This is a genomic window from Belliella baltica DSM 15883 (assembly GCF_000265405.1).
In the GTDB taxonomy this organism is placed as follows: domain Bacteria; phylum Bacteroidota; class Bacteroidia; order Cytophagales; family Cyclobacteriaceae; genus Belliella; species Belliella baltica.
Map to the genome: position 1 here is coordinate 2372564 of NC_018010.1, position 26572 is coordinate 2399135.

At 35.4% G+C, this 26572-nt stretch carries 26 protein-coding genes; 8 read left to right on the forward strand and 18 right to left on the reverse strand.

The annotated features are described in order from the left end of the window. Positions 1-324 precede the first annotated feature (324 nt). The 13 genes from hisB to rocF all read right to left on the reverse strand — a co-directional run bounded on the left by hisB (position 325) and on the right by rocF (position 12743). Entirely contained in the window at positions 325-1419 is a 1095-nt protein-coding gene (gene hisB / locus BELBA_RS10890; RefSeq protein ID WP_014772746.1) for a bifunctional histidinol-phosphatase/imidazoleglycerol-phosphate dehydratase HisB, read from the reverse strand. Beyond that, positions 1416-2468, reverse strand: coding sequence for a histidinol-phosphate transaminase (hisC, locus tag BELBA_RS10895; RefSeq protein ID WP_014772747.1), 1053 nt, complete (start codon positions 2466-2468; stop codon positions 1416-1418). Before hisC ends, hisB begins: the two co-directional genes overlap by 4 nt. Next, complete coding sequence (gene hisD / locus BELBA_RS10900; protein WP_014772748.1) at positions 2468-3766, reverse strand: histidinol dehydrogenase; 1299 nt, start codon at positions 3764-3766, stop codon at positions 2468-2470. Before hisD ends, hisC begins: the two co-directional genes overlap by 1 nt. A gap of 62 nt (positions 3767-3828) precedes the next feature. Continuing rightward, the gene (hisG, locus tag BELBA_RS10905; protein ID WP_014772749.1) at positions 3829-4689 is read right to left on the reverse strand and encodes an ATP phosphoribosyltransferase; all 861 of its coding nucleotides are present in this window, start codon (positions 4687-4689) and stop codon (positions 3829-3831) included. A 289-nt stretch (positions 4690-4978) separates the two neighbouring features. Then, positions 4979-5551 carry a phosphatase PAP2 family protein gene (locus BELBA_RS10910; RefSeq protein WP_041779627.1) on the reverse strand — a complete coding sequence of 191 codons (573 nt, stop codon included), beginning with the start codon at positions 5549-5551 and terminating at the stop codon, positions 4979-4981. Continuing rightward, entirely contained in the window at positions 5548-5952 is a 405-nt protein-coding gene (locus BELBA_RS10915; RefSeq protein WP_014772751.1) for a VOC family protein, read from the reverse strand. Before BELBA_RS10915 ends, BELBA_RS10910 begins: the two co-directional genes overlap by 4 nt. Positions 5953-6094: 142 nt before the next feature. Next, positions 6095-6838: a GDSL-type esterase/lipase family protein gene (locus BELBA_RS10920; RefSeq protein WP_014772752.1), complete on the reverse strand. Its 744-nt coding sequence runs from the start codon at positions 6836-6838 to the stop codon at positions 6095-6097. Between the two features lie 98 nt (positions 6839-6936). Beyond that, entirely contained in the window at positions 6937-7293 is a 357-nt protein-coding gene (locus BELBA_RS10925; RefSeq protein WP_014772753.1) for a translation initiation factor, read from the reverse strand. Positions 7294-7297: 4 nt separating this feature from the next. Further along, positions 7298-8143: a universal stress protein gene (locus BELBA_RS10930; RefSeq protein WP_014772754.1), complete on the reverse strand. Its 846-nt coding sequence runs from the start codon at positions 8141-8143 to the stop codon at positions 7298-7300. Positions 8144-8297: 154 nt separating this feature from the next. Beyond that, positions 8298-9212: a 1,4-dihydroxy-2-naphthoate polyprenyltransferase gene (locus BELBA_RS10935; protein ID WP_014772755.1), complete on the reverse strand. Its 915-nt coding sequence runs from the start codon at positions 9210-9212 to the stop codon at positions 8298-8300. 81 nt (positions 9213-9293) lie between these two features. Beyond that, positions 9294-9881: a glutathione peroxidase gene (locus BELBA_RS10940; RefSeq protein WP_014772756.1), complete on the reverse strand. Its 588-nt coding sequence runs from the start codon at positions 9879-9881 to the stop codon at positions 9294-9296. 10 nt (positions 9882-9891) lie between these two features. Continuing rightward, complete coding sequence (gene argS, locus BELBA_RS10945; protein WP_014772757.1) at positions 9892-11682, reverse strand: arginine--tRNA ligase; 1791 nt, start codon at positions 11680-11682, stop codon at positions 9892-9894. A 110-nt stretch (positions 11683-11792) separates the two neighbouring features. Further along, a complete protein-coding gene (gene rocF, locus BELBA_RS10950) occupies positions 11793-12743 on the reverse strand; it encodes an arginase (protein ID WP_014772758.1) in 951 nt (316 codons plus the stop codon). Positions 12744-12990: 247 nt separating this feature from the next. On the opposite strand from rocF, the gene BELBA_RS19080 reads away from it, so the two are divergent. The 5 genes from BELBA_RS19080 (at position 12991) to BELBA_RS10975 (ending at position 18594) form a co-directional block, all read left to right on the forward strand. After that, positions 12991-13479, forward strand: coding sequence for a hypothetical protein (locus tag BELBA_RS19080; RefSeq protein ID WP_157466083.1), 489 nt, complete (start codon positions 12991-12993; stop codon positions 13477-13479). Between the two features lie 133 nt (positions 13480-13612). Continuing rightward, positions 13613-15004 carry an arginine decarboxylase gene (locus BELBA_RS10960; RefSeq protein ID WP_014772760.1) on the forward strand — a complete coding sequence of 464 codons (1392 nt, stop codon included), beginning with the start codon at positions 13613-13615 and terminating at the stop codon, positions 15002-15004. 305 nt (positions 15005-15309) lie between these two features. After that, positions 15310-17277 carry a hypothetical protein gene (locus tag BELBA_RS10965; protein WP_014772761.1) on the forward strand — a complete coding sequence of 656 codons (1968 nt, stop codon included), beginning with the start codon at positions 15310-15312 and terminating at the stop codon, positions 17275-17277. A gap of 17 nt (positions 17278-17294) precedes the next feature. After that, positions 17295-18113, forward strand: a complete 819-nt coding sequence (locus BELBA_RS10970) for a DUF2490 domain-containing protein (protein ID WP_014772762.1) — start codon at positions 17295-17297, stop codon at positions 18111-18113. A 13-nt stretch (positions 18114-18126) separates the two neighbouring features. Then, on the forward strand, positions 18127-18594 hold the full coding sequence (locus BELBA_RS10975) for a hypothetical protein (RefSeq protein ID WP_014772763.1): 468 nt from the start codon (positions 18127-18129) through the stop codon (positions 18592-18594). Here BELBA_RS10975 and BELBA_RS10980 read toward each other — a convergent pair. Continuing rightward, positions 18591-19694 carry an alanine racemase gene (locus BELBA_RS10980; protein ID WP_014772764.1) on the reverse strand — a complete coding sequence of 368 codons (1104 nt, stop codon included), beginning with the start codon at positions 19692-19694 and terminating at the stop codon, positions 18591-18593. The genes BELBA_RS10975 and BELBA_RS10980 overlap by 4 nt on opposite strands. Before the next feature lie 202 nt (positions 19695-19896). On the opposite strand from BELBA_RS10980, the gene BELBA_RS10985 reads away from it, so the two are divergent. Then, a complete protein-coding gene (locus BELBA_RS10985) occupies positions 19897-20718 on the forward strand; it encodes a helix-turn-helix domain-containing protein (protein WP_014772765.1) in 822 nt (273 codons plus the stop codon). Between the two features lie 75 nt (positions 20719-20793). Continuing rightward, the gene (locus BELBA_RS10990; protein ID WP_014772766.1) at positions 20794-22098 is read left to right on the forward strand and encodes an MFS transporter; all 1305 of its coding nucleotides are present in this window, start codon (positions 20794-20796) and stop codon (positions 22096-22098) included. A 19-nt stretch (positions 22099-22117) separates the two neighbouring features. Here BELBA_RS10990 and menD read toward each other — a convergent pair whose 3' ends face one another. The 3 genes from menD to BELBA_RS11005 are packed head-to-tail and all read right to left on the reverse strand — an operon-like array spanning position 22118 to position 25441. Then, positions 22118-23803 (reverse strand): 2-succinyl-5-enolpyruvyl-6-hydroxy-3-cyclohexene-1-carboxylic-acid synthase, encoded by a 1686-nt coding sequence (menD, locus tag BELBA_RS10995; RefSeq protein WP_014772767.1) that lies wholly within the window; start codon positions 23801-23803, stop codon positions 22118-22120. Beyond that, positions 23800-25017, reverse strand: coding sequence for a chorismate-binding protein (locus BELBA_RS11000; protein WP_014772768.1), 1218 nt, complete (start codon positions 25015-25017; stop codon positions 23800-23802). The genes menD and BELBA_RS11000 overlap by 4 nt, the downstream gene beginning before the upstream one ends. Before the next feature lies 1 nt (position 25018). Further along, a complete protein-coding gene (locus BELBA_RS11005) occupies positions 25019-25441 on the reverse strand; it encodes a hotdog fold thioesterase (protein ID WP_014772769.1) in 423 nt (140 codons plus the stop codon). Between the two features lie 28 nt (positions 25442-25469). On the opposite strand from BELBA_RS11005, the gene BELBA_RS11010 reads away from it, so the two are divergent. Then, positions 25470-26123 (forward strand): histidine phosphatase family protein, encoded by a 654-nt coding sequence (locus tag BELBA_RS11010; protein ID WP_014772770.1) that lies wholly within the window; start codon positions 25470-25472, stop codon positions 26121-26123. Here the strand turns inward: BELBA_RS11010 and BELBA_RS11015 are convergent. Further along, complete coding sequence (locus tag BELBA_RS11015) at positions 26076-26528, reverse strand: hypothetical protein (protein WP_014772771.1); 453 nt, start codon at positions 26526-26528, stop codon at positions 26076-26078. The genes BELBA_RS11010 and BELBA_RS11015 overlap by 48 nt on opposite strands. Positions 26529-26572: the final 44 nt, after the last annotated feature.

Below are 26572 nucleotides of genomic sequence, written 5' to 3' on the forward strand. Positions count from 1 at the left end.
TTTTTTAGAGCAATAATCGTCCATCCCTACGAGACTTTCACCGAGTCGCAAGTTTCGTGGCTAAGTGTGTTGAAACCCACCGTTAAGATTTCGGTCGTGCCGCTGGCACTGGAAAGTCTGGGATATTTCTTAAGATAAGAGGGAGTTTCCGTATCAGCTCCGTAGGAACGACCGATATATTAATCATGGATTTCAATTCTTGACAATGAGGTAGCCATGCTATTCAGAAGTCACGTAGTGACGACCGATATAGTTTTTGATCAATCAGCAAAAAAAGCGAGGCAATTTAATTTGCCTCGCTTTATTTAAATTATTTTCCTCGCCTTACAAAACCCCCTTCGTACTCGGAAGTTGATTCAAGGCATTGAGATCTCTTTTTACGGCCATTTTGATGGCTCTTGCCATGGATTTGAAGATCGCTTCGATTTTGTGGTGTTCGTTTGAACCTTCGGCTTTGATATTCAGGTTACATTTGGCTGTGTCGGAGAAGGATTTGAAGAAATGGTAGAACATCTCCGTAGGCATTTCTCCAATTTTTTCTCTTTTGAATTCTGCTTCCCAAACCATCCAAGGACGTCCGCCAAAGTCTATTGCACATTGTGCCAACACATCGTCCATCGGCAAAAGGAAACCATAACGATAGATGCCCTTTTTGTCTCCAAGCGCCTTTAAATAAGCTTCACCAAGTGCCAAGGCTGTATCTTCAATCGTATGATGCTCGTCGATGTGCAAGTCCCCTTTGACCTGAATATCCAAATCAGTACCGCCATGCTTGCCCAGTTGCTCTAGCATGTGGTCAAAGAAATGCAAACCTGTGCTGATATTGCACTTGCCTGTTCCATCCAAATTGAGGCTGATTTTGATGTCAGTCTCTGAAGTTTTTCTATCTACTGATGCTTTTCTCGCTGGAAGTCTGAGGAATTCATAGATTTCATCCCAAGAAGTAGTGCAGAAGTCTGCGTCTTCAAAAGCTTCTCCAATGAAAATGGATTTGGTTCCAAGGTTTTTTGCGAGTTGAACATCTGTTTTCCTATCTCCGATCACATAGGAATTGGCTAGGTCATAGTCGCCGTTTTGATAAGCTGTGAGCATACCGATCCCTGGTTTACGAGTAGGTAAGTTTTCGTGTTCAAATGACTTATCGATATGCACAGCCGTAAAAATGATGCCTTCTCCTTCGAGGGTCTTCATCATTTTGTTTTGGGCTGGCCAAAAGGTGTCTTCTGGAAAAGAATCCGTACCTAAGCCATCTTGATTGGTGACCATGATTAGTTCAAAATCACATTCCTCAGCTATTTTCCTGAGATTGCTCAATGCTTTGGGGTAGAATTCTAATTTCTCCAAGCTGTCAACTTGGAAGTCAGTAGGGGGCTCGATGATGATGGTGCCATCACGATCAATAAATAATGCTTTCTTCATGGCTTGTATTGCACTAGAGCTTTTAATAAAGCTTCGTTTTCAGTTCTTGTTCCAACAGAAATTCTCAAACAGTCTTCGCAAAGGACTACCTTGGATCTATCTCTGATGATGATGGTTTGTTCGATTAAGTATTCGTAAATTTTTCTAGCTCCCTCGGTCTTGATCAGAAGAAAATTCGCGTGAGAAGGATAGATTGTAGATACAAAAGGGAATTTTTCTAGTTCAGTTTTAAGGAACGCTCTTTCTGCTAGCGTATCTTTAACTATTCTTTGAATTGCACTTGCATTATCCAAAGCTTCTAATACCTTTTCTTGGGTAAGTCCAGAGATATTGTATGGAGGTTTGATCAAATTCAGGATTTTGATGATTTCTACTGATGCAAAAGCCATCCCAATTCGCAAAGAAGCAAGTCCCCAAGCTTTGGAGAAAGTCTGCATCACCAAGAGGTTTGGATAATTCGCTAATTCTGTCGTGAAACTTGGTTCATCACTGAAATCAATATATGCTTCATCAACTACTACCAAGCCCTGGAAATTATTCAGAATCTGATGGATATCTGATCTTTTGACTTTGTTGCCACTTGGGTTATTTGGTGAGCAAATGAAGATGATTTTTGTGTTTTCATTGACTGCCTCCAGAATGGCATCAGGTCTGAGTTGATAGTCAGGAGTAAGGTTTACTTTCTGAATAGCGATATCGTTGATCCCTGCACTAACTTCATACATGCCATAAGTAGGAGGAAGCAAGATGATGTTATCAATACCCGGCCTACAAAATGCGCGCATCAACAAATCTATCGCTTCATCACTGCCATTTCCCAAGAAAATTTGATTGGCTTCTACACCTTTGACTACAGCTAACTTCTGTTTGATATCCAGTTGATAAGGATCAGGATATCTGTTGAATTTCCCATCAGCCATCGAGCCAAATGGATTTTCATTGGCATCAAGAAATATCCCAGCTTTTCCCGAATACTCATCACGAGCGGAAGAGTAAGGCTTGATTTTGCTGATGTGTGGACGAAGTAATTTTTCTAGATCGAAAGCCATCAGGAATTTTCTTTTAGATAATTTAGACGGATGGTAACTGCATTCTTGTGGGCTTCTAAGAGTTCGTTTTCAGCCATGATTTCTATGGTCGGACCGATATTCTGAATTCCCTTCGCAGTGATTTTTTGATAGGTTATTTTTTTGGTAAAGCTGTCTAATGAAACTCCACTGTAATTTCTCGCATAACCATAAGTTGGTAGCGTATGGTTGGTTCCAGAAGCATAATCTCCGGCGGATTCTGGAGTGAAGTTTCCGATGAAAACAGATCCTGCATTTTTGATTCTATTCACAACTTCTTCTTCATCCTCTTCTTTGACACAGATGATCAAATGCTCAGGAGCATATTCATTGATCAAGTCAATGGCTTTGTCCTGATTGTTAATCACCACCGCTACAGAATTGCCCAATGCTTTTTTGGCGATTTCTTTTCTAGATAGTTTTTCTACTTGAAGATCGACTTCTTGCATCACTTTTTGAGCAACTTTTTCAGATGAAGCGACCAAGATTACTTGGGAATCAACTCCATGTTCGGCTTGTGAAAGCAAATCTGAAGCAACAAAGGCAGGAATAGCAGATTCATCTGCGTAAACTAACACCTCAGAAGGTCCGGCAGGCATATCTATCGCAACTCCTTTTTTTACAGCCAATTGCTTGGCAGCAGTTACATATTGATTTCCTGGACCAAAGATTTTGTCTACTGCAGGAACAGACTCTGTTCCATAAGTCATGGCAGCTACTGCTTGAGCACCACCAACTTTGACGATTTTGTCAATTCCGATTAGGTCGGCAGTATAAAGTATAGCAGGGTGAATATTACCTTCTTTGTTGGGAGGTGTGCAAAGTACAATTTCCTCGCAACCTGCAATATTCGCAGGAATACCAAGCATCAAAACAGTGGAAAAAAGTGGTGCTGTACCTCCTGGAATGTATAAGCCGACTTTTTGAATTCCGACAGTTTTACGCATACAGGTTACACCTTCCATGGTATCCATAACCAAGTCAGGACTCTGTTGTGCTTCGTGAAATTTATCAATATTTTCCTTCGCCTGCAAAATGGCTTTTTGCAAATCTTCGGAAACTAGTGCCTTGGCAGCACTGATTTCTTCTCTGCTTGCCAAAAGGTTTTTGATGGTGACATGATCATATTCTAAAGCAAATTTTTTCAATGCCTTATCGCCTTGTCTTTTTACTTTACGCATGATCGGCTTGACAATTTTTTCTATGTCTTTGGATTTTTGAACTGGTCTTGCCAATTCTGATTTCCATTCTCCTTTTACAGGATTGACTAAAATTTTCATGTTTTTGAATTTAGGTTTGAGATAAAAATCAAATTGAAATTGAATTCTTCTCTTTTACTTTATTAAAGCACCATTTTTTCAATAGGAACTACAAGAATTCCTTCTGCACCTGCCGCTCTCAGTTCTTCTATATTTTCCCAAAACTGATCTTCGCTCAAAACTGAGTGTACTGATGACCAGCCTTCTTGTGCCAAAGGCAAGATCGTCGGGCTTCTCATGCCAGGAATTAGAGAAATGATTTTATCCAAAGATTTGTTTGGAGCGTTAAGCAAAACATATTTATTGCTTTTACCAGTCTGAACAGCATTCATTCTGAACAATAATTTGTCAACAATGGCTCTCTTTTCTTCAGGTAAATATTTGTTTGAAATCAAAACTGCTTCAGATTTAAAAATCTGCTCTACTTCCTTCAAGCCATTCATCATCAAAGTAGAACCCGAGCTTACGATATCGCAAATTCCTTCTGCAAGTCCAATACTTGGAGCAATTTCTACTGAGCCTGAAATCTCATGAATTTCCGCTTTGATATTTTTTGATTTCAAATAATCTCCTAGAATCTTTGGATAAGAGGTGGCGATATTTTTTCCGTCAAAATAATTGATTCCTGGGTAGTCTTCTCCTTTTGGGATGGCAAGAGAAAGTCTGCATTTAGAAAAACCGAGTTTCTTCAATACTTGAACTTCTTTGTCTTTTTCTACTAATTCGTTTTCTCCAACGATTCCTAAATCAGCAACGCCATCAGAGACATAGCCAGGAATATCGTCATCTCTCAAAAAGAGAAATTCTATGGGGAAATTGGTGGAGGTGGACTTTAGTTTTCCTGTTCCATTATAAAACTTGATACCACATTCTTTTATGAGGCTTAATGAATCTTCGCTGAGTCTTCCGCTTTTTTGAACGGCAATACGGATAATATTTTCCATGTATGCAATATACGTTTAGTAATACAAAACAAATAAATGATTTGGACGATAGGGCTGTATAAATATATCAACAGCCTTCCTTGGGCGATATGTAATTGATTTTCCTCCTTAGGAGGAATGATGGATATGATGAACAGTACCAGCATGAGCTGTCGCTAAAAATAATTCGATATGGAGTAAATTGCTGTTCATTTATGCATGCAAAGTTAAATACCAAATCTTAACAAGCAAAAGTTGGAGAATGTTTTTCTTATTATTTTGGATAAATGGGCAACTTTTTCTCTAATTATCAATAATACAGACTCAAAAGGCCGAAAAGAAAACCGATGATACTTCCGAGACTGATTTCTTGCATCGAATGTCTTCCCAAGGTAAGCCTTGACCAACCTATACAAATCCCAAATAACAAAAACCCTAATCCAAGAATCATAGAAATTTCAAAAAACTTTGGGACAATAAATAGGGCTATTGCCAAATGAAGGGAGGCTTTGATTTTGAAGTTTACCAAAGCCATCGAAATAAGCATCCCCAAAAAAGAAGCAGTGGTGACAAGGACTACTTTTGGAAAATGAAGTATCACAAATAGAATCAAACAGATTGTAAAGAGAAGGATACTGAATGGATAAAATCCCCGTCTTTGTTTCTGATCTGAGACATCAAAGTTACTGTAGGTTCCCCTTTTGGTCTTGATGTAATTATGGATTAATATGGGAAAAGTAACAACTGACAAAATAGCGATCGATATGATGACAGCGGTATTTTTTTCCAAATCATAAAAACTTATAAAAATCACATAAAGCGAGCCTACTAAAAGGGGATGCCCGATGATTGAAATAAGTTTTGCAATTTGAAGCTTGGTCATGATTTTTTTATAGGTTCTATCAAATCCCATAGATTACCATAAAGATCTTCAAATACGACTACCTTCCCGAAGCTTTCAGTTGACCGATCTCTGAAAATTTTAATATCCTGATCAAGTAAATTCTGATAATCCCGCTCAAAATCATCTGTATGAAGAAATAGAAAAACTCTTCCTCCAGTTTGGTTACCGATGGCATTCTTTTGTTGTTCACCAGATGCTTTAGCAAGTAGAATATGGCAATTCTGATCGGTTGACCCGGGAGGAGCTATTCTTACCCATCTTTTGGTTTCTGAGATTTGTGTATCTTCTAAGAGTTGGAAGTGTAACTTTTTCGTGTAAAAGTCAATCGCATCATCATAGTCCTCTACGATTAGTGCAAATTGAGCAATGTGTTGTGCCATTTCTGTGGATTATAAATTAATTGCAGTTTAGGAAATCCAAATACTTATTTCTCTTCGTATTTCAATTTACAATATCGAGATTATCATTTTTAAAATGGTAATCAGGTTTAGTTTGTGGTTCAATTTTTCGGTAAAAAGGTAGCTATGTTGAGCTACCTTTTTCTTTTATCTGAAAAAGAATCATTTCTGACATTTTTAGATAACCCAAATCTGAAGGATGAATACCATCCTCAGCAAAAAAATCAGGTTCATAAAATTGATTTTGATCAATGAAAGTCACTTCTGGAATCAATGCTGCTAGTTGCTTGACTTCCAATCCCAATACTTTCCTATGTAGCCCTAAAAAGAATCTGATTATTAGAGGAATTGCAGGGAATTGATGAACAGGAGGGATGAGAGGGATAATTATTTTTTTACAAGAAGATGAGCTGATAAATTCCGAAATGAAAACTTTTAATTCATAACTGAATTTTGAAGGAGGGGTAAATTGGAAACAGTCATTTGCACCAATCAAGATGATGCAAGTCTCGAAATATTGTGGAACTTTATTTTTATGCTTTTGAAATCTAGCATTAAGCCCAGAAGCTTTTAGACCGTTTTTTCCAATGTTATAGACATTCCTATCTTCAAGCGAGGTTGAAATATTAGCTGCAAAGGTTTTGTAAGCTTCACTTGCTCCAACACCAGCCGCAGTAGATTCGCCAATGATTAATAGATTCGGATTTTCTTTTTTAGATAGAAATTCCAAATACTCACTTTGTGAAGGTAATTTGATTATCTTTTTTCTTAGTTTTTTTCCAGCGAATAATAAAAAGGGATAGGAAGGGATTAAAAGTAAAACCTCAAAAAAATAAAGTAATCTGGATTTTAAAAATTGACTAGTCATAATTTTTTAAGACTTGAATCTAAGCTTTTACGATTGTAGAAAAAGAAACAGATCGCTGATTTTTTTAGCGATCTGTTTTGAATATTTATTGAGAGAATTTACCCTCCTGACCTTTTTGCTTTATAGCCAGCTGCTTGCAGAATTGTGACAACTTTTTCTCTGTGGTCTCCTTGGATTAAGATTTCACCATCTTTGGCGCTTCCTCCAACACCACATTTATTTTTGAGCATTTTTCCCAATTCTTTCAGGTCATCATCGGTTCCAATGAACCCTTCAACTAGTGTTACCTGCTTGCCACCTCGGGACTTTTTGTCCAGCATGACTTTTAGGTTTTGCTGCTGAGGAGGTAGGGTTTCGTGTTCCTCACCATCATTTAGGTCAAATTCAAAATTATCACTAGTGGAATACACCACGCCATCTCTCTTTTTCCAGTCGTTATTTTTGTTTTTTGCCATGTTCTTATTTTATTTTCATCGTCCATACAGGCCGCTTGGCATGATTGACAACATCTTCAGCAATACTTCCGCTCAAGAGATGTAGGAAGCCTGTTCTCCCATGTGTTGCCATTGCAATCATATCAGCATTGATATCTTCTGCGTATTCTATGATGCCTTCCTCTTCTGATGAGCTGTTATAAATTTCAACTTTTGTGTTTTGTAATTCATGGTCTTTGATGAATTCCTGCATGCTTCTTAAAGAAACTCTACTGTTTTCAAACATGCTTGGTGTATTGATCTTCACTAAACAAAGTTGTGCACTGAGTGTATTGGCTAGTTTTTTAAGTTTATTGACTACTGTAGCAGATTCTTTTGTGAAATCACTGGCAAAAACAATGGTTTTGATATCTTTCACATCTCTTTTGTCCTTTATAGTGATTACAGGACAAGTAGCATTTCTTACAACTTTTTCAGTATTACTTCCAATTAGGAGTTCCTCTAACCCGCTACTTCCTTTAGATCCCATGACGATTAAGTTTGCATCAAATTCCGAGACCTCTTTTGAGATACCAGCATAAGGATTTCCAAAAATCAGCTTAGTTGAAAATTTAAAATCTGAATTTGTAAGTTCTTCTTCAATAGCTGCCAATTGCTTTTTTCTTTTTTCTACCAATTCCATAACATAGATTTGGTCTATCCCATATCCGGATTCCACTGTTCCCATCGTCCCGAGCGAAGTCATTGTGGGAGTTTCCAAGACATGCAGCAGTTTCAAATGAGCATTGTTTTTTATTGCTAGTCCTTTAGCAAATTCAAATGCATTTTCTGCTTGTTCCGAAAAATCAAAGGGTACAAGAATAGTTTTCATAAGATTCGATTTTAATTTTCTTTGGGTTGAATAATTACGGGTATCAATTCACTATTTACTTAGGAAATATAGATTTTCACCCGATTATCTGATTTTATTTTTATCAATTCAGGAAAATACAAAAAATACTATTCATTTTAAGAGGATTGAATTATTAATTGAAAATAATCCAACCCAAACCAAATGCAATCACCCAAAGAAGTGTTGATATTGCCATTTTCTTGAGAAATGGATCAATCATACTTGAATTTTGACTTTTGCTCACACCGAGACCTACTTTGATCATCAAGGGTGAAATAAGTAAAGGGGAGATGGCCCACCAAGAGGATTCCAAGAATGCAAAAAGAATAATACTGATATTTCCTCCTATAATTAAGCCCCAATTGTAAAGAATGGCAGCTTTCTTTCCGATCCTTACAGGAATGGATTTTTTTCCAGCTTTCGTGTCAGATGTGATATCTCGTATATTGTTAATATTTAGTACTGCAGCACTGAATAAACCCAAGGAAATCGCTGGCAATAAATTTACCCAACCAAAACTTAAAGTGTGGAGGAAGTATGTTCCGGATACCCCCAAAAGTCCAAAAAAGATAAAAACCGATATATCACCTAAACCAGCATAACCATAAGGTTTTTTGCCAGAAGTATAGGTAATAGCAGCTATAATTGCCAATATTCCGAGTCCAAGGAATATGAAAAATAACTTCCAGTCATCAAGACTAAGGTAAAGTAAACTTAATCCGCTGATCAAAGAAAAAAAAGCAAAGAGAATCATCGCCTTTTTCATGGAAGCCAAACTAATCACACCTGACTGAACAGCTCTAATTGGACCTTCGCGATCTTGGCTGTCTGCACCATGGACGCTATCTCCATAATCATTGGCAAGGTTGGAAAGAATCTGAAGAAAAATTGTTGTAATAGCAGCTAGAATAAAAACATCAAGACGAAAGCTTTCTTGGTATGCTGCTAAAATTGAGCCCATCAAAATACTTGATAAGGCTAATGGTAAGGTTCTCAAACGAATAGCATGAAGCCAAGCTTGTTTTTTACTGGCAAGAGTGATTTCCACGTTGTAATTTTTCTGCTAAGGTAACAAAAAGACCTGTTTTCGTTACGAAAACAGGTCATGGTGAGATAAACAACTTTCTGTTTAAGATTTTATTAATTGGATAATTTCTTGATCCATTGGATTTACCGAAGATGCAAAGAATTTTTTTAATTCCCCATTTTCATCAATAAAATATTTGCAAAAATTCCAGGTAGGTTCTTTGTCATTCCAACCATTCATGTCTTTATCAGATAACCATCTATAAAGAGGATGCTTATCTGCACCTTTCACAGAGATTTTATCGAACATTTTGAATGTTACTCCATAGTTGGCACTACAGAATTGTTTGATGTCTTCATTAGTTCCTGGCTCTTGTCCACCAAAATTATTAGCAGGAAATCCTAGAATCACTACTTGATCTCCATATTCTTCATTTAATTTTTGTAAATCAGCATATTGAGGAGTGTAGCCACATTTTGATGCGACATTTACCAAAAGCAGCTTTTTACCTTTGAATTGGTTGAAGTCAACTTCATTACCATCAATATCATTTAATTTGAAATCATATATTGATTTTTCCATGAGCATTTGGTCTAAGGTGATGTTTGAAGATACTTCTTTGTTATCTTTTTGTACACTTGAAGTGCAAGCAAAGGCGATAAAAGCCAAAATAGTAAGTAGTTTTTTCATAGAATTAATATTACATTTTGTCTGGGACATTTACTCCTAATAACTTCATCCCCGACTTAATTGTTTTGGCTGTTAAAGCAGAAAGTGCTACTCTAAAAGCCTGAATATTTTCATTGGATTCGTTGAAGATGGATAGTTCTGCATAGAATCTGTTGTACTCTTTTGCTAAGTCAAATAGGTATTGAGCTAACAAGGCTGGAGAGAAGTCTTCCGCTGCTTGTCTAATTTTCTTTTCAAAATCATTTAAAATTATTATCAAATCCCTTTCAGCATCTTCCAAGTTTTCAAGTCCTTCAAAAACGGCGTTTTTATAAACAACACCTATCTGATCTGCTTTTCTGAGAATCGAGGAGATTCTCGCGTGTGAGTATTGAATAAATGGCCCTGTATTTCCTTGAAATTCTATAGATTCCTGAGGATTAAAGAGCATTCTCTTTTTGGGATCTACTTTTAACAAGAAGTATTTTAATGCTCCCATGCCCAAAGTTTCGTAAAGTTCTGCCGCTTCTTCAGAGGAGAAACCTTCAATTTTCCCTAGTTCTTTGGTGTGAGCTTCTGCAGTGTCGATCATTTCTTGCATCAGATCATCTGCATCTACGACAGTTCCTTCTCTTGATTTCATCTTTCCTGTAGGTAGATCTACCATTCCATAAGATAGATGATAAAGGCCATCTCCGTAAGGTCGACCAAGTTTACGCATAATTTTAAACAAGACATCGAAATGGTAATCTTGTTCATTCCCTACCACGTAAATCGATTTGTTGAATCCAGAATCATTGAATTTCAAATCGCAAGTTCCCATATCTTGAGTGATATACACAGAAGTTCCATCGCTTCGAAGAACTAACTTTTCGTCCAAACCTTCTTCGCTTAAGTCAACCCAAGTGGATCCATTCTCTTTTTTGAAGAAAATACCTTTAGAAAGTCCTTCTTCAACAATATCTTTTCCGAGAAGGTAGGTGTCAGATTCGTAATAAAATTTATCAAAATCAACTCCCATTTTCTTGTAAGTTGCATCAAAACCTTCATAAACCCAGGAATTCATCGTTTTCCAAAGAGAAACTACTTCTTCGTCATTCGCTTCCCATTTACGAAGCATCTCTTGAGCCTCTAAAATGAGCGGGGCATTTTTTTTGGCTTCCTCTTCGGTTTGTCCTTTTGCAACTAATTCGCTGATTTGCTTTTTGTATTCTTTATCAAAAATCACATAGTATTTACCTGCTAAATGATCACCTTTCAATCCAGACGAGGCAGGAGTTTCGCCATTCCCAAAATGCTGATACGCGACCATAGATTTACAGATATGTATTCCACGGTCATTGACCAAGTTTGCTTTGATTACTTCGTAGCCATTTGCTTTGAGGATTTGAGAGATAGAATATCCCAAAAAGTTATTTCTCAAGTGACCCAAATGGAGTGGTTTATTGGTGTTTGGCGAAGAATATTCCACCATCACCTTTTGCCCATTCTGTGGTAGCTGACCAAGATTTGGGTTGGAATAAAGTTGATTGAAAATGTTTAACCAAGAGCTTTCATTAATAGATAAATTCAAAAATCCCTTAACAACATTAAAAGCAGAGATAACCTCGGAGTTCGCTACCAAATATTCACCTAATTTATTTCCACTAGCCTCAGGTGCCATTTTGGTAACTTTCAGATAAGGAAACATCACAAAGGTGAAGCTCCCTTCAAATTCCTTTCTCGTTGGTTGCAACCCAAGGTCTTCAATCACCAAATCATGATCGAAAAGCTCTTTAAATCCTTGTTGAATTGCTAAAATAATCTGTTGTTCTAAGTTCATTTTTTTCTTTTTAACCACGAAGTTTTTTTAGCCGCTGAGGTTCACAAAGTAACGCAGCTGTTTATTTTTCTTTGCGCTTCACCGCGTTTCTTTGCGGTTTAATTATATAATTAGAAGTTGTCTACGAGCGATCTAGTAGTAGACTCTAGGACTTCGAAAGCATTTTCTGCCATTAGATTTTCTGTATCTAAAGTAGGATTAACTTCTACGATTTCCCAACAGCAAACTCTCTTGTCTTTAATTAATTCAGTATTGAGCTGTATAGCTTCTTCGACTGTCAGTCCATTTGCGACAGGAGTTCCAGTTCCAACTGATATAGAACTATCTAAACTATCCACATCAAACGAAATATAGATTTGCTCACATTCTTTGAGAACTTCTAAAGCTTCTTTTGCTATTAATGTCACTCCTTTTTCTCTAACCTCCTCAGTAGTGAAATTTTTAATTTGATGCTTGGCAATCAAATTATCTTCAGGCTCTTCTGTATCTCTAACAGTTATGAAAACAATGTCTTTTGGGCTGATTTTTGGAAAATCCCCGCCAATTTTTTTGATTTTATCCCAGTATTGAATCGTCTCTTCTGCTGGTTCATTAATGCAATTTTCAAGATTGTCTTCTTTCAAGCACATCGCCAATGGCATGCCATGCATATTGCCAGAGGGCGTAGTATAAGGTGTATGTAAATCAGCATGGGCATCTATCCAAATGACACCAAGCCTTTTTTCAGGGTGGGCTGCTTTGATTCCCATAATCGTCCCTGCAGCTGTTGAATGATCACCTGCGAGTACTATGGGAAATTTTTTCTCCAAACGAAGGGATTCAATGGTACTTGATACATTTTTCAATACTTGATAGACACCATCGATGTATTTGGCATGAGGATGCTTATTTCCTCTCCACAAAAAATTGTTTGCATCGGGAACATTGATTGGGTCAAATTTTGTAAAAAAATTAGATTTTTTGTCTAAACTAGCAATCTTCAATGCATCGATTCCCAAGCTTGCTCCTCTAGTTCCAGCAGCGATTTCAGAACGTACTTCTACTAATTTGATGTTTCTCATATATGATGTTGATATATTCGGGTTACCTATAATATGATTGATATAAGCTCGGCAAAACTAGTCAAAAATGCCCGAAAAACCATTTATGAAGTTCAATATGAAAATATATCCATTCAATTATTAATTGAAATTTTTAAATCCCTATAAATATTATAGGGTAATTAGGAAATTAAAAATTCTTCATCTATTTTTGAAAAATCATTGTAAGGACAAAGCAATGATTTTGAGAAATCTTAAATTTATGATTATGTCAGTTACAGCAAATATCTCTTCAGAAATTCAGGTTGAAAAGTCATTTACTTTCCAAAACATCAGTAAAAGGTCTGATGCGATTTTAAATGATTTAAGTGTTCTAGAAATTCTTGAGATGTGCCAGATGCTGAATGTGGTAGAATCTACAAATTTCAATTTTCCGAATTTCCCTGAAACGAATAAAACATTTCATGCGATTTACTTCAAAATCAATCCTTCTTTTTCTTCATTAAAAGGTCTTTTTAAAGGTATGGTTAGCTTAGGGAAACCGCTTGGAGTGATAGTAGAATATATTTCAGAATTGGAACAATTCACTTTGAAGTATTATGAAAGCGATAAAAACATAGCCAAATCATATATAAATAAGTTTATTGAAAATATCGAGGACGAAATTCGATTTAAGAGTGTACTTAATACCATCATTGAAAATCAAAGAAAAATCAAATCGGAGGAAAGTTTATTGTTGCAGAAACTCTTTGCTTGAGAGGTTCGTTGGTTTTAATGTCGATTAGTGATAAGGGGAAAGTCTTAATTGATTTTCCCCTTATTCATTATGATTTTACAAGAATATAAGCAAATTTTGTAATCCTTTAATAGACATAATTTTACTCTTTGTGATGAATAAATACATTGACCTAATCCAACAAACTTTTGATTTTCCTACCAAAGAATTTAAAGTTGAAAATAACAAGCTTCATTTTAATGGTGTCAATTTGATGGATATCATCAATACTTATGGCACGCCCTTGAAGCTCACGTATTTGCCAAAAATCTCTGAGAATATCCAAAACGCCAAAACATTTTTTGGAAATGCTATAGAAAAGCACGAATACAAAGGCAAGTATACCTATTGTTATTGTACCAAATCTTCACATTTCAGCTTTGTTCTGAATGAAGCTTTGAAAAATGACATTCATATTGAAACTTCTTCCACATTTGATATTCCTTTGGTTAGGAGTCTTTATGAACAAGGCAAAATCACAAAACAGACTTATATCGTATGCAATGGTTTCAAAAGAGACCTTTATAAGCAATACATCACCGAATTATTGAATGACGGTTTTGTAAATTGTGTACCTGTTTTGGATAACTTGACCGAGATCGATTACTATCTCGAGCATGTCAAAGTTCCGTTTCAGGTAGGTATTAGAATTGCTGCAGACGAAGAACCTAAATTTGGCTTTTATACTTCAAGACTTGGAGTAAGGTACAATGATATTTTGAGTCTTTACGAAGAAAAAATAAAAGACAATCCAAATGTTTCTTTAAAGATGCTTCACTTTTTCATCAATTCTGGAATTAGAGATACGGCCTACTATTGGTCGGAGTTAACTCGATTTATTCAGAAATATGTCGATTTGAAGAAAATCGCACCTAGCCTTGATACCATGGATGTTGGTGGTGGTTGGCCGATCAAGACGAATGTCTTTTTCGATTATGACTATCAATATATGGCTGAGCAGATTATTAAAAACATCAAGTGGATGTGTGCTAAGAATAATACTATTGAACCTCATATTTTCACTGAATTTGGGAGCTATACAGTAGGGGAAAGCGGAGCAGTTTTGTATTCTATTTTGGACGAAAAACTCCAAAACGACAAAGAGCTTTGGTATATGATTGACGGAAGTTTTATTACCCAACTTCCAGATAGCTGGGGACTGAATCAAAAATACATCATGCTTGCAGTAAACAATTGGCAGGAAGAATATCACAACATTAATCTTGGTGGATTGACTTGTGACAGCATGGATTATTACAATTCCGAAGCACATCAATTCAATATTTATTTACCTAATCCAAAAGAAGGCAAAAAGCAATACATCGGGTTCTTTCATACGGGTGCTTATCAAGAATCCTTAGGTGGCTACGGAGGCATACAGCACTGTTTGATTCCTGCGCCAAAGCATGTGATCATTGATAGAGATACTGATGGAAGTATCAAGCACTGGCTTTTTGCTCCTGAGCAGACTAGCGAGAGTATGTTAAAGACACTTGGGTATAAGTAGCAATTTGGAGCGTGATTTCGATCACGCTTTTTTTATTTTGACGTAAAAATATTTTAATAAAGTGTTATAAGGAATTATTGAAATATTTTTAAAATAAATTGCGAGTTTAGTATTGATTTATTCTTGATTTTTTTTTAAATGCAAATCTAATCTGGTACTAGAATTATGTATTCTTTGTGAGGAAATAGTCAATAATTTTAAAAAATTCATCAAAAATAAAGTCTTTTGGCGTGATATTTGAAAATTTTTGGAACATTCAAAATAGGAATAATTTTATACATAGTTATACTTATTAAACTTCAATCATGAATTTAAAACAGTTATTCAATATTTTTCTTTCCGTTTCTTTTTTTATGATTTCATATAAAAGCCAAGGTCAAAAAGAATATCAAGGAGAATATAAATTCAATAACATTAATGGAAAGGCAAAATTTCAATTTGTTGAAGATACAGATGGAAAAGTCATTAAGCAGGGGGAATTTAGTTTTGTAAGAAAGGAAAGTGATCCAAAAGACAAGACAAGATTTTTAAAAACAGAGATTAAAGGGGTTTATGAACAGGATAAGAAAAAGGGATCTTGGACTTATTTAGACGAAGATCATCAACTTGAATTAGAGGATATAGTAGATTTTGAATTAATCTCAAACTTAGAAAGTATTCAAATCAAACTGGAAGCGAATTATGTCAATGGAATCCCAAACGGTAAATGGAAATTTGAAGAAAATGAATTTTCGGAAGGGTCTCTAAATAAGAAAGCCCAAGCAGAAGAATTTTTATTTAAGGATGGAGATATTCAAGGTAAATTTCAGTTTAAATCTTTTACTGATGATTATACACAATTTATTCGTGGAGAATTGAAAGATGATGGCATCATGAATGGAGAGTGGACTTTTGTTTATGAAGCTGAGGGACGATTAGTTAGTGAAGTAAGAAAGTATGAAGATGGATTTTTACTAGGTTTAGTAAAACGAGATCTAAACAATGATGATGTAATTGAAGAACAAGTTTTTTTTGAAACTATTGCTAAATTGAATCAAGTAAATGCTGGTGAAAACAATGGATTCAGAATAGCAGATCAAAATTTTGGTATTTTATTTAATGATGGATTTTTATCAAACAGCCCTGAAATAAAAGGTCAAACTGAAGGGAATGAGTTTATGACAGATTTTTTAAAGAAAATTCTCCGATATGATGAAAGCTATTTAAATCAAAAGCTGGAATTGATCGAATCTCCTATACACACAAAGAAGTTTGTTTTTGAATTGAATAGAAATCAACAAAAAATAATAGAAGAACTACCTGCGAAATTTGATGAATTGCTAAAAGTCACTCAAGAATTTAAAGAAAGAAATGCTCTAGGTTTAAATAGGCAAAAATCCGATTCGCTTTCAGCCACTTATTCATTTTTTGAATTTCAAAATGAGAAACTGAAAAGATTCAATGAATTGATGGATAAAATAAGAACAAAAGAAATTCAATTTTATGACGTCAATTATATTGCTCAAGAAGGGTTAGAATTTGTGAGTGGCATGGATAAAATAAAATATAATTTTGGTGGTGAAGTCAAGGTCCTTGAGATAGAATATTATGTTGGTGATTTTAAAGAAGATTTTTATGGAGCCTTAGACGCTTACGTTTTAGAAATGAACAAAGTCACTTCAAAATTTAAAGCATATGCTGAGCGTCAGTTATCTAGAATTGAACAAGATTCTGATTTAAAGAACTTAGAGGAAAAAATTGGTGAGCGAAAAAATCAACTTGACGAGTTGTACACGGGTTTTGAAGAAAAAGATGAGCTTACTCAAGAGCTACTTAGTGCAATCAATTCTAATATACTAAAAGACGATTACAATAGGATTAATGAAAGGTATGCAAAGTCCGAGCAATTTTCTATTAAAAAAGATGAAGCAAATACTCTTCTAGACCTTCTGGATGAGATGGAATCTCAATATGAAGTTTTATCCAATATTTCTAGAAACTGGGAGATCTTGGATGAATATTATAATGAAGAAGTAATCAATCCATTCACCTATACAAATTACGACAAGAGAGCAAAACCAAGATTGTTTGAAAGTGCAGAACGGCTTTTTGAGTACTACTTAGAAAGAATTGCCAAAGAACAAGACTATACAGCAATCAAAATTTGGACAAAAAAAATAGAATCTTTAATTGTGAAAATGTCAGAATTAAGAAATGAAGACACAAGAAGTTTAGAAAGAAGATTAAACAGAAGGTCTTCAATTAGTAAAATTGAATCAGATTTAGAACTTTAAGAATAAGTGAAAATAGTATGTTAAGTAAGATATCAAGTTCTCTGATTCTAGTTTCATTTCTTTTTGTAGCATATACTTCTTCTTTTGGTCAAGGATTGACAGTTCCTGATCAGAAAATATCGCTTCCATCTACCACAGAAAATTGGAATGGATTATATCTCAAATTGAGGCTTTCTGATAAATGGTGGTGGTATCAAGAAAATCATTATCGAAGAAGATCAAGTGCTGAAAACAGACTAGATTTTATTGGAAGGATGGGTCAAATCTACAATAGATTCGGAATGACTTACATCTTTACAGATAATTTTGAAGTCACCTTTGGACCCACTTTAGTATATAATTTTGCTCCGGAAAGAGGCAATCCAGAATACGTTGATTCTGTTTTAGAACCAAGATTTTGGCATCAATGGCTTCTTACACAATCAGTGGGTTCTGTAAAAGTACTCCATCAATTTAGGTTTGAGCACAGGTTTAAAAGACCAAATGATATAGGTGCGGATTTCAATTATACAGATAGGTGGAGATACAAAATCACAGCTTATGTTCCATTGAATAAACCAAAAATGGAAAATAAGACATTATTTATTGCTCCATCAAATGAATTTTTCTTCGAAACTGGAGAGAATGTTTGGAATATATTTGAAGAAAATAGGCTTTATACAGCTATTGGATATACATACAATAATTTCATGTTTTTTGGAGGACATATGTGGACTTATGGCCCAACAGATTTGCCTGGTACGTATAGAGACAGGCATATCATTAGATTGAATGTCATGTATACCATTGATTTCAGAGGTAATAGAAAACCTTTAACTAGAGATTTTGCATTTTAAATTGATTGATTAAATGAAAAAATTTTTGATAATTGCAGGCCTTGTATTTATTTCTTTATCTGTCTCTGCTCAGTATAAAGGTCAATTTAGGGCTATTCATGCCTATGAAATGGCTTATGATAAACCTTTCTTTGGATTAAATTTCACAGGTGAATATTTTCCATTAAACTATTTTTCAATAGCTCCTTCGTTTACTTTTTTTGTCCCACCTACAGGTAATGCTAGAGCCTTTGATTTAAATGCAAGATATTATTTAACAGAAAAGGAAAAGCAATGGTATTTGACTGCTGGTTATGGTTTTTATCGAAGAATATTTGAATTTAATGAGCAAAATACGCTAGATCACAATTCTCTGAATTTAGGTGTAGGAGGCATGATCAAATTCTCTGATGAATTGGGATTAAACCCAGAGGTAAGGTTTCAAGCCTTTGGTAGAAATAGCATGGTATTTAAGCTGGGAATAGTTTATTTCATAAATTAATGAACACTTTCAGCATGATCAACCCACTTACCATCCAAACTGAGATATGATTTCATACAATCAGCTGTCATACAGCTGTGTACAGGTAGGATGCCCAAAAGGTCTCCTACCTTTATTTTTTCAAGCAATTCCTCCGAAGCTTGGATAATGCCATGCTCTTGTGATATGCTTTTGACAAAAGACCTAGACTCAGGAATAGTCCAACCATTTTCATTGAGTATTACGATTTCACCAAAGTTCTTACTTCCATCAGATTCCATCAAGACATCTTTGGCTAAGTGCACACCTCCTGCATGTACAAGGATAGTTTTCTTATCTTTTTTGATATCGACTACAGGCGCAGCAAGAGCTACTGCAATATCACTTTTTTGACAACTTCCGATGCGTGCTTGGGTTATGTCATAAAAAACAAAATTTCCAGGGCCCACTTCATCAATATCACCAAAATCATCCATGGTTGAGCAACCGGGCGTATCACCAATTCGGGTTACCAAATTAGGATACTCACTGCTGTACTTAGTTTTGAGCATATTCAATGCAAGTCTTGTTTCCTCGTAAATCTTGGAGATATCCTTTTCATAGTACGAATGACCTGCATGAATATAGAATCCTTTGAAAATCAGTTTATCACGTTCTTTAGCTTTTCTTAGTATTTTTTCGATAGTGCCAAAATCTGTAGCTTCTACACCCGTACGGCCATATCCAGCATCAATCTCGATAAAAAATTCTATTGAAGAGGTTAAAGATTTGTTGAGACTTTCAGCTACTTCTTCATTCACCAGCTGAATGGAGATTTTATTTTCTTTAGTTAGCTCTTGAAGCGTTTCGATTTCCAAAGGATTGAATGGAAATGCAATGTGGATATTTTCCCATCCATCCTGACAAAAGTACTTAGCCATTTTGATAGAGGAAACAGTGATTTCTGTTATGCCATATTCCTTCGCCCATTTCCCTATTGCTTTGGATTGTCCTGTTTTGAAGTGAGGGATCAATTTCAGTCCATGCTTTTTAGCTTTGTTAGCCATCTTTTGCAAATTATTTCTGCAAATGGCTTCATCGATCAAAAGTGTTGGAGAGGTAATTTGGCTTAAATATGACATAGTAGAATTCTTTCTGCTAAAATAGGATTTGATTTTCGAAAGTGAAACAATTGCATCTTTTGAAAATGAAAATGTCGATTTCTGACTAAAATCAGGCTCAGAATTGAAAGTCGGGTAAATGTCGGGTAAAATCCTCTCAATTTTCAGGTTATATTTGAAGAAATCAATCCAATTTGCCATGGTCAAACAAACAATCAACACAATGAAACAACCAGAACTCGGCCTCAAAATCCAAGAATGGAGAAAAGCCAAAGGATTGACTCAAGAAGAGCTTGTGGAGCGTTGCAACCTCAATGTTCGCACCATTCAAAGAATAGAAGCTGGAGAAGTCACTCCTAGATCTTATACGATTAAGGCTATTATGGAAGTCTTAGATGTTAGTCATGTAGAAGCCTTGGACTATCTCCCGAAACAAGAAGAAATGAATTTTTCATCTTTATCCAAGAAAATATTCTTACTAGCAGGGATAGCAGGAATCATTTACTTTTTCATTTCAATTATAGAGTTTTATTGGGATGGAAGTGTTTTTATGGAGTCAGGCATAGAGTTGCCTGATTATTATGTTGTTCTTAAAGTTTTTGTTTTTATATCCTTATTCTTTTATGTTTTTGGGTTTGTAAGACTTGGGAAAGAGCTCGGATCAAAACTAATTCAAATTGGATCAATTTTATTCATCATAATTAATTTAGGAATTATTGGAGCAGATATTTTTTATTCAGAACAATACTTAATGGATTACAAACTATTCGGAGTTTTTAAAATATTTAGTCTCGGTGTTTCACTGATACCTTTATCAATTGGTTTGATTTCTGTTCAAAATAAAATGGGTTCTATATTTCTAGTGGCTGGTGTTGTTGGGTTATTCACTGCACTTCTATTTTGTACTGTGCTTTTCAGTATGTATGGATTGATATTGCTAACAGCCTTTGATATTTTGTGCATCTATTTATTGTTTTCAATTTATAGTAAGAAAGAGTATTTTAACGGTGCTGAGAATGAAAATGGAACATTGGTTCTATCTTAAATGAAAGTACAGTTGAAATAAAACCTTTCCATCAATCATTTATAGATTTGAGGAAAGGTTTTCTTATTTTTGAAGATGTCCAATAATGACTTAGTTGCTAGAGCCTTTGATTTGATAACTGATGAAGGGGAGGAGCGAGCATGCGAAGCGATCCCTGATTCAGCTTGTCACGAAACACCAGGGAATTATTTTAAAAATGTTTTCAGTGGGGCATTATCTAAATTAGCTGAGCAGCTTGTTAGCCCTGGCACGACTTTACCATGGATTTTTTCTGCTCTCGGAGTTCCAAACCTATTTTCTGGTGCATTGGTGCCTATCAAAGATGCAGGTTCTCTTTTGCCTCAGCTCTTTGTCTCTGCCAAAATTAGAAATTATGCTGTTAGGAAATGGTTTTGGATTGTTCCTGCTTTGATTCAAGCTATAGCATTGGCTGCTATGGCTTTTGTGGTCTTAAACACTGAGCAAACGACAGCTGGTATATTGATATTGAGTTTACTTCTTCTCTTTAGTATTGCGAGTGGTGTGGCTAGTATCAGTTTTAAAGATGTCATTGCGAAAACGATCCCAAAAGGTAAAAGAGGCCAACTTTTGGCTGCCAGATCGACGATTGGTGGTGTGTTGACTTTGATTGCAGGAATTTTTGTTCTGCAAGATTTACAAGGTGAGAATGACAATTCACTTTTATTTTGGTTGGTGATGTCAGGAGCGATTTTGTGGGTGTTATCAGCTCTGATTTTTGCAAGCATCAGAGAGGAATCCGGAAGTACAACAGGCGGGAGATCTCCAATCAACGAGCTGGAGAAAGCTTGGGGGTTTTGGAAGGATGATGTAAACCTGAGGCGTTTTATTTTTACTAGAGGCTTGTTGATGGCTATTCCGTTAGCGCAGCCTTTTTTTGTGATTTTGGGAAAAGAGGAATTGGAGAATGAAGTTAGCAATCTCGGAATAATGGTCATTGCTGCCGGAATTGCAAGTATTGTCAGTAGTCCATTTTGGGGAAGATTTGCAGATCAGTCAAGTCGAAAGTTGATGGTTTGGGTATCTGTTTTGGGAATTGTTAATATTTCATTGATGGCACTTTTTCCAATTTGGCCAGATGCTTTTAAAAATATTTATACTTTTGCAGGTTTATTTCTGATTCAAGTCATGGCACATGGCGGGGCAAGGTTAAGTAGGAAAACTTACTTGGTAGATTTTGCTCCAGAAAAAGAGAGACCACTTTACTTTTCTCTTTCGAATACCATGATCGGAGTTTTTACCTTGATTGCCGCAGGGCTTGGGTCATTTTCTTCTATTTTCGGAATTCCCACGATGCTATTTTTATTTGTTGCCTTGCTTGTTTTAGCCTTGTTTCTCGCATTTAGGCTAAAAGAAGTTTGATCCAAATAAGAATTTAATTTTAGAAGTTCTCGAGCTTTTTACTAATCTCAGCTTTGATGTGTTTTAGGATTTCCGCGTTTTTGCTGCTATTTGATTTGATTTCAATAAGTTTTGGTTTTAAAGAGCTTTTATAAAAATCTTCCAAGGCTAAATCTAACCCTTCTTCATCATGGACTAGGTTGTAGTCAAAATCAAACTCTTTGCATAGGTTACTCGCATTTAGAGCTTGAGTGGTTTCAAAAAACTCTTCTAATTCAGGCTGCTTTGCAGGTCCGTCGATAAGTCTAAAGATGCCACCTGCATGATTGTTCAGTAAGATAATTCTCAAATTTGGAGTATCGTAATTGTGCCAAAATGCATTTCTATCATAAAAGAAAGCTAAATCACCGGTGATCAAGGTGACCGATTCCTTGGTGGTCATGGCACAACCAACGGCAGTACTGTTGCTTCCATCAATTCCACTTGTACCTCTATTGCAAATCACTTCTTGTGCTCTTGCTCCTAGAAAATTGACATACCGAACGGTCATGCTATTGGCCAAATGAAGTTTTGACCGATCTGGAGTAGACTTAAGGACTGTAGATACAGCTCTGTATTCTCCAAATTCAGCATTGGATAAGAGAGTAGGAAGTGAGTTTTTGATCGATTGATCTAAGCTTTTCCAATTTGAAACAAATTCTGAATCTGATTGAATCTGATTTTCTACAAAATTCAAAAACTCAATTGCTGAACAGTAAATTGTTTGGGTTAGACTTTGATAAGTATCTGGACTTTGTCCAGACTCTTGGATATGCCAATGTTCAGCTTTTGATTTTCTTAGAAATAATTTAAGATTTTTGGAAATGATAGATTTTCCAAATGAAAGGATCAAATCAGGTTGAAGCTTTTCTTCGATGTGCTCTTTTCCTAAAAAATGATCATGGAAATTTACCGTTTCTTCCGATTGTAAGTTGCAAATGGTATCTGTAATGACTACCGCATTTCCAGCTTTGGTAATGTTATTTAAAACTGTTTTTAATTTTTCGTTTGGTCTTTGTTGACCGGGAACAATAAGGATTCTATTAAAATTTTTGAGTTTTGATGCTATTTTTTGTTTGGAATCATCAGAAAGCGAAGCACTTCCTTGGAGCATTTCAATATTTTTGACTTTGGAATTGAATACAAAACTTTCGTTTTTTTCTGGATAAAAGGGCTCTCTTAAAGGGATATTTATATGTACCGGACCAGAAGGATATTGCATAGCCAAATTGATCGCTTCATTGGTAATTCTGTTGGCATGCCATAATTTATCTGGATGAGTATATTCATCAGGAAATGTGAAAGAGCCTTTTACATGCTTTCCGTAGATATCTGTTTGTCGAATAGTCTGCCCATCCCATTGATCTATCCACTCGGGGGGTCTGTCAGCAGTGATGACGAGCAGAGGGATTTGTTGGAAAAAAGCTTCTGCGACTGCTGGAGCATAATTGTAAGCAGCAGATCCAGAAGTGCACACCAATGCAACTGGAGATTCATACTGTTGAGCCATTCCCAATGCAATAAAAGCTGCTGAGCGCTCGTCAGAGATTGTTCTAGAGTGAATTTCTGGATGCCTAACAAAAGCTAAAGTAATGGGAGCACATCTTGATCCGGGAGAAAGAATGGCATGATTAACTCCTTTTTGGGCACAAAGTTCAACAAGGTTATTGATTGGTTCGAGGATCAAAGCGAATCGGTTAAGTTTAAATGTCTGCCAATAATATCACATTTCATTTCTGTTTCTTCCCATTCTTTTTCAGGAATAGAATCTTCTGTTACACCAGCACCTGCATACAAAATTGCAAATCCTTCCATCAATCTGGCTGTTCTTAAATTAACATAAATAGCAGTTTCGTCTTCAATGTTGACGGGTCCGATAAATCCTGCAAATAGCGATCTGTCGAATTTCTCATGTAGTCTCAAAAAGTCAAAAGCTTCCTTTCTAGGCATTCCACACACTGCAGATGTTGGGTGAAGTAACTCCAACATTACAGAGCCAAGTTTTGGAAAGTTTGTGTTTTTCATATTGACTTTGAAATCTGACCTCAAATGGAGTAGATTTCCAGCCATAACAGTCTTTGGACCAATTTCATCATATTCTCTCAATCTGATTTTCTTAAAGCAATCCACAATATACCTACTTACCAAAGCTTGTTCTTCAATTTCCTTTTGGGTCCAAGCAGTATTTTTTAAAGGATTTTCTCCCGAAACTTTCTGTGTTCCTGCCAAAGACATGGTTGAAAACTGATCTCCTTTAGTTTGGATCAATACTTCAGGTGAAGCACCTAGCCACGAACCAACTTTTGGAATATGGAAAAAATTAACAAAAGCATTTGGGTAAGATTCGATCAGACGTTTAATTGATTTCACCAAATCAAATTGTTCATGTAATTCTATCTTTTTGAGTTTGGCGGGAACGATTTTATTCAATCTTTCAGCTTTTATTTCTTCGATGCCCTTTTCTACTAAATTTATAAAGTCCTGTCTTGTACATTCAAAGTGAGTTTCTCTCAGACCCTCTATTCCATCTGTGATGAGAGATTTGTTGATTCTTTTAGCACTTTCTTCTATTGACTTGATTTCGGAAATATCATTCAAGTCATTTTTATAGTCTTCAAATGAAAGCTGAAGGTTAATTTTAAAATAAGTACTAGCCTGAAGGAAATAAGCTTTTTTATCTTCTTGATCTTCAAAAGGATGTACTATGAATCCTGGAGTCAATTCTTCTAAAATTGGGGATACACGTTTTGTTTCTCCAGTGCTATCTATCAAAATATGGAGAAATTGGGATTTAGGCTGTCTCCAAACAGCAACTTGGTGGCCCTCTTCTAGATTCTTTGCAAGAAGATTGCTCAAATAATGAATTAAATTATCGAATTGTATTGCTACTGCACTTTGCATATTATTTCTTATCAATTACTGCCATGGTAATTCTACTGATACAGCTAAGTTCTTTTTGATCTGTATAGATTTTTATTTCCCAAACTTGGGTTTTTTTACCAATATGGATCGGTTTTGTAATTCCAGTGACATATCCGGCCTTAACAGATTTCAAGTGATTGGCATTTATTTCTAAGCCCACACAATACTGCTTTTGATGATCTACAAGACAGGTAGCTGCCACACTCCCCAATGTCTCTGCGAGTACTATATTTGCTCCTCCATGTAACAGCCCAAGGGGTTGTTTGGTTCTAGAATCTACAGGCATTGTGGCCTCCAAATAATCTTCTCCAATTTTTGTAAATTTTATATCTAAAAAATCAGTCATGGATCCTTTTCCCAAGTTGTTGAGAGTATCCAAAGTCAGGTTTGCTGGAAATATCATGAATTTTGGGATAAAAGTTATTTCTTTGATGTTTGAAACAAAAATAGAGAATCTTGTTAAGGAAAAAAATTACATCGTAAGACACGGACAGACAGATTATAATTTGAGAGGAGTAGTTCAAGGAAGCGGGATTGATGCGCCTCTAAATTCGAATGGACTTAGACAAGGAAAAGCTTTTTTTGATGCCTATAAAGAAATTCCTTTTGAAAAGGTTTACTATACAGGCTTACAAAGAACAAAGCAGTCTGTTCAAGGATTTCTCAATTTAAATATTCCTTCGGAGTCTATTATTGAATTCAATGAAATTAGTTGGGGAAAGTATGAAGGCTTACCTATGACGCATGACGAAAATGAATATTATTTACAGATGCTCAAAAGGTGGTCTTTGGGAGATTTAGATTATGCAATAGCAGGTGGAGAAAGTCCAAATATGGTAGTTTTTCGCTTGAAAATTGGGTTAGAGAAAATATTAAATCAACCTGAAAAATTAATACTTATCTGTATGCATGGTAGAGCAATGAGGATGCTATTAAGTATATTGATGAATTATGAATTGAAATTCATGGATGAATTTAAGCATCAGAACCTTGGTCTTTACGAATTAAATATGGATGATTCTGGGGTTTTCAGAATTTTAAAATACAATTCTGGAGCGCACCTTAAGGGTTTGGAGTTGATTTAAAAAAAAATTGCTGGATTTTTTACTACTTTTCTCAATTTTGCTTTCTATACTTGAAAGAAATGCTTGATAAACTCCTTTTGACTGTTCTAAGTCAATAATTTGGAAAGCTACATCATTGAGTGTAGTGATAGTAGTTTGATTTACTCTTACAATATGATCTCCAAGTAAGCATCTATCAATTTTATCTTGAGTAGTTTTAAGTATAATTGCTGCGTCAGAATTTCCTGAATAAGATTTTGTTTCAAAAAGATTCATTAAGCTTAATTCGATATATTCGGGACTTGTTCTGTTATTTTTCAGCTCTACTTTATCAAATATTATTAAAAAAGTCTTTTCATTTGGGTTTTTTGCAAAGCCCAAACTAAAGAAGGAAAATAAGAATATTGTCAAAAGTAAATTTTTCATAATTGAAATGTATAAAAATTTAACGGATATGTCAAGAGATGGTT

Coding starts and splice junctions, on each gene's coding strand:
- hisB (WP_014772746.1), bottom strand. CDS start 1,419: ATGAAGAAAGCATTATTTATTGATCGTGATGGCACCATCATCATCGAG.
- hisC (WP_014772747.1), bottom strand. CDS start 2,468: ATGGCTTTCGATCTAGAAAAATTACTTCGTCCACACATCAGCAAAATC.
- hisD (WP_014772748.1), bottom strand. CDS start 3,766: ATGAAAATTTTAGTCAATCCTGTAAAAGGAGAATGGAAATCAGAATTG.
- hisG (WP_014772749.1), bottom strand. CDS start 4,689: ATGGAAAATATTATCCGTATTGCCGTTCAAAAAAGCGGAAGACTCAGC.
- BELBA_RS10910 (WP_041779627.1), bottom strand. CDS start 5,551: ATGACCAAGCTTCAAATTGCAAAACTTATTTCAATCATCGGGCATCCC.
- BELBA_RS10915 (WP_014772751.1), bottom strand. CDS start 5,952: ATGGCACAACACATTGCTCAATTTGCACTAATCGTAGAGGACTATGAT.
- BELBA_RS10920 (WP_014772752.1), bottom strand. CDS start 6,838: ATGACTAGTCAATTTTTAAAATCCAGATTACTTTATTTTTTTGAGGTT.
- BELBA_RS10925 (WP_014772753.1), bottom strand. CDS start 7,293: ATGGCAAAAAACAAAAATAACGACTGGAAAAAGAGAGATGGCGTGGTG.
- BELBA_RS10930 (WP_014772754.1), bottom strand. CDS start 8,143: ATGAAAACTATTCTTGTACCCTTTGATTTTTCGGAACAAGCAGAAAAT.
- BELBA_RS10940 (WP_014772756.1), bottom strand. CDS start 9,881: ATGAAAAAACTACTTACTATTTTGGCTTTTATCGCCTTTGCTTGCACT.
- argS (WP_014772757.1), bottom strand. CDS start 11,682: ATGAACTTAGAACAACAGATTATTTTAGCAATTCAACAAGGATTTAAA.
- rocF (WP_014772758.1), bottom strand. CDS start 12,743: ATGAGAAACATCAAATTAGTAGAAGTACGTTCTGAAATCGCTGCTGGA.
- BELBA_RS19080 (WP_157466083.1), top strand. CDS start 12,991: ATGTCAGTTACAGCAAATATCTCTTCAGAAATTCAGGTTGAAAAGTCA.
- BELBA_RS10960 (WP_014772760.1), top strand. CDS start 13,613: ATGAATAAATACATTGACCTAATCCAACAAACTTTTGATTTTCCTACC.
- BELBA_RS10965 (WP_014772761.1), top strand. CDS start 15,310: ATGAATTTAAAACAGTTATTCAATATTTTTCTTTCCGTTTCTTTTTTT.
- BELBA_RS10970 (WP_014772762.1), top strand. CDS start 17,295: ATGTTAAGTAAGATATCAAGTTCTCTGATTCTAGTTTCATTTCTTTTT.
- BELBA_RS10975 (WP_014772763.1), top strand. CDS start 18,127: ATGAAAAAATTTTTGATAATTGCAGGCCTTGTATTTATTTCTTTATCT.
- BELBA_RS10980 (WP_014772764.1), bottom strand. CDS start 19,694: ATGTCATATTTAAGCCAAATTACCTCTCCAACACTTTTGATCGATGAA.
- BELBA_RS10985 (WP_014772765.1), top strand. CDS start 19,897: ATGAAACAACCAGAACTCGGCCTCAAAATCCAAGAATGGAGAAAAGCC.
- BELBA_RS10990 (WP_014772766.1), top strand. CDS start 20,794: ATGTCCAATAATGACTTAGTTGCTAGAGCCTTTGATTTGATAACTGAT.
- BELBA_RS11000 (WP_014772768.1), bottom strand. CDS start 25,017: ATGCAAAGTGCAGTAGCAATACAATTCGATAATTTAATTCATTATTTG.
- BELBA_RS11005 (WP_014772769.1), bottom strand. CDS start 25,441: ATGATATTTCCAGCAAACCTGACTTTGGATACTCTCAACAACTTGGGA.
- BELBA_RS11010 (WP_014772770.1), top strand. CDS start 25,470: ATGTTTGAAACAAAAATAGAGAATCTTGTTAAGGAAAAAAATTACATC.
- BELBA_RS11015 (WP_014772771.1), bottom strand. CDS start 26,528: ATGAAAAATTTACTTTTGACAATATTCTTATTTTCCTTCTTTAGTTTG.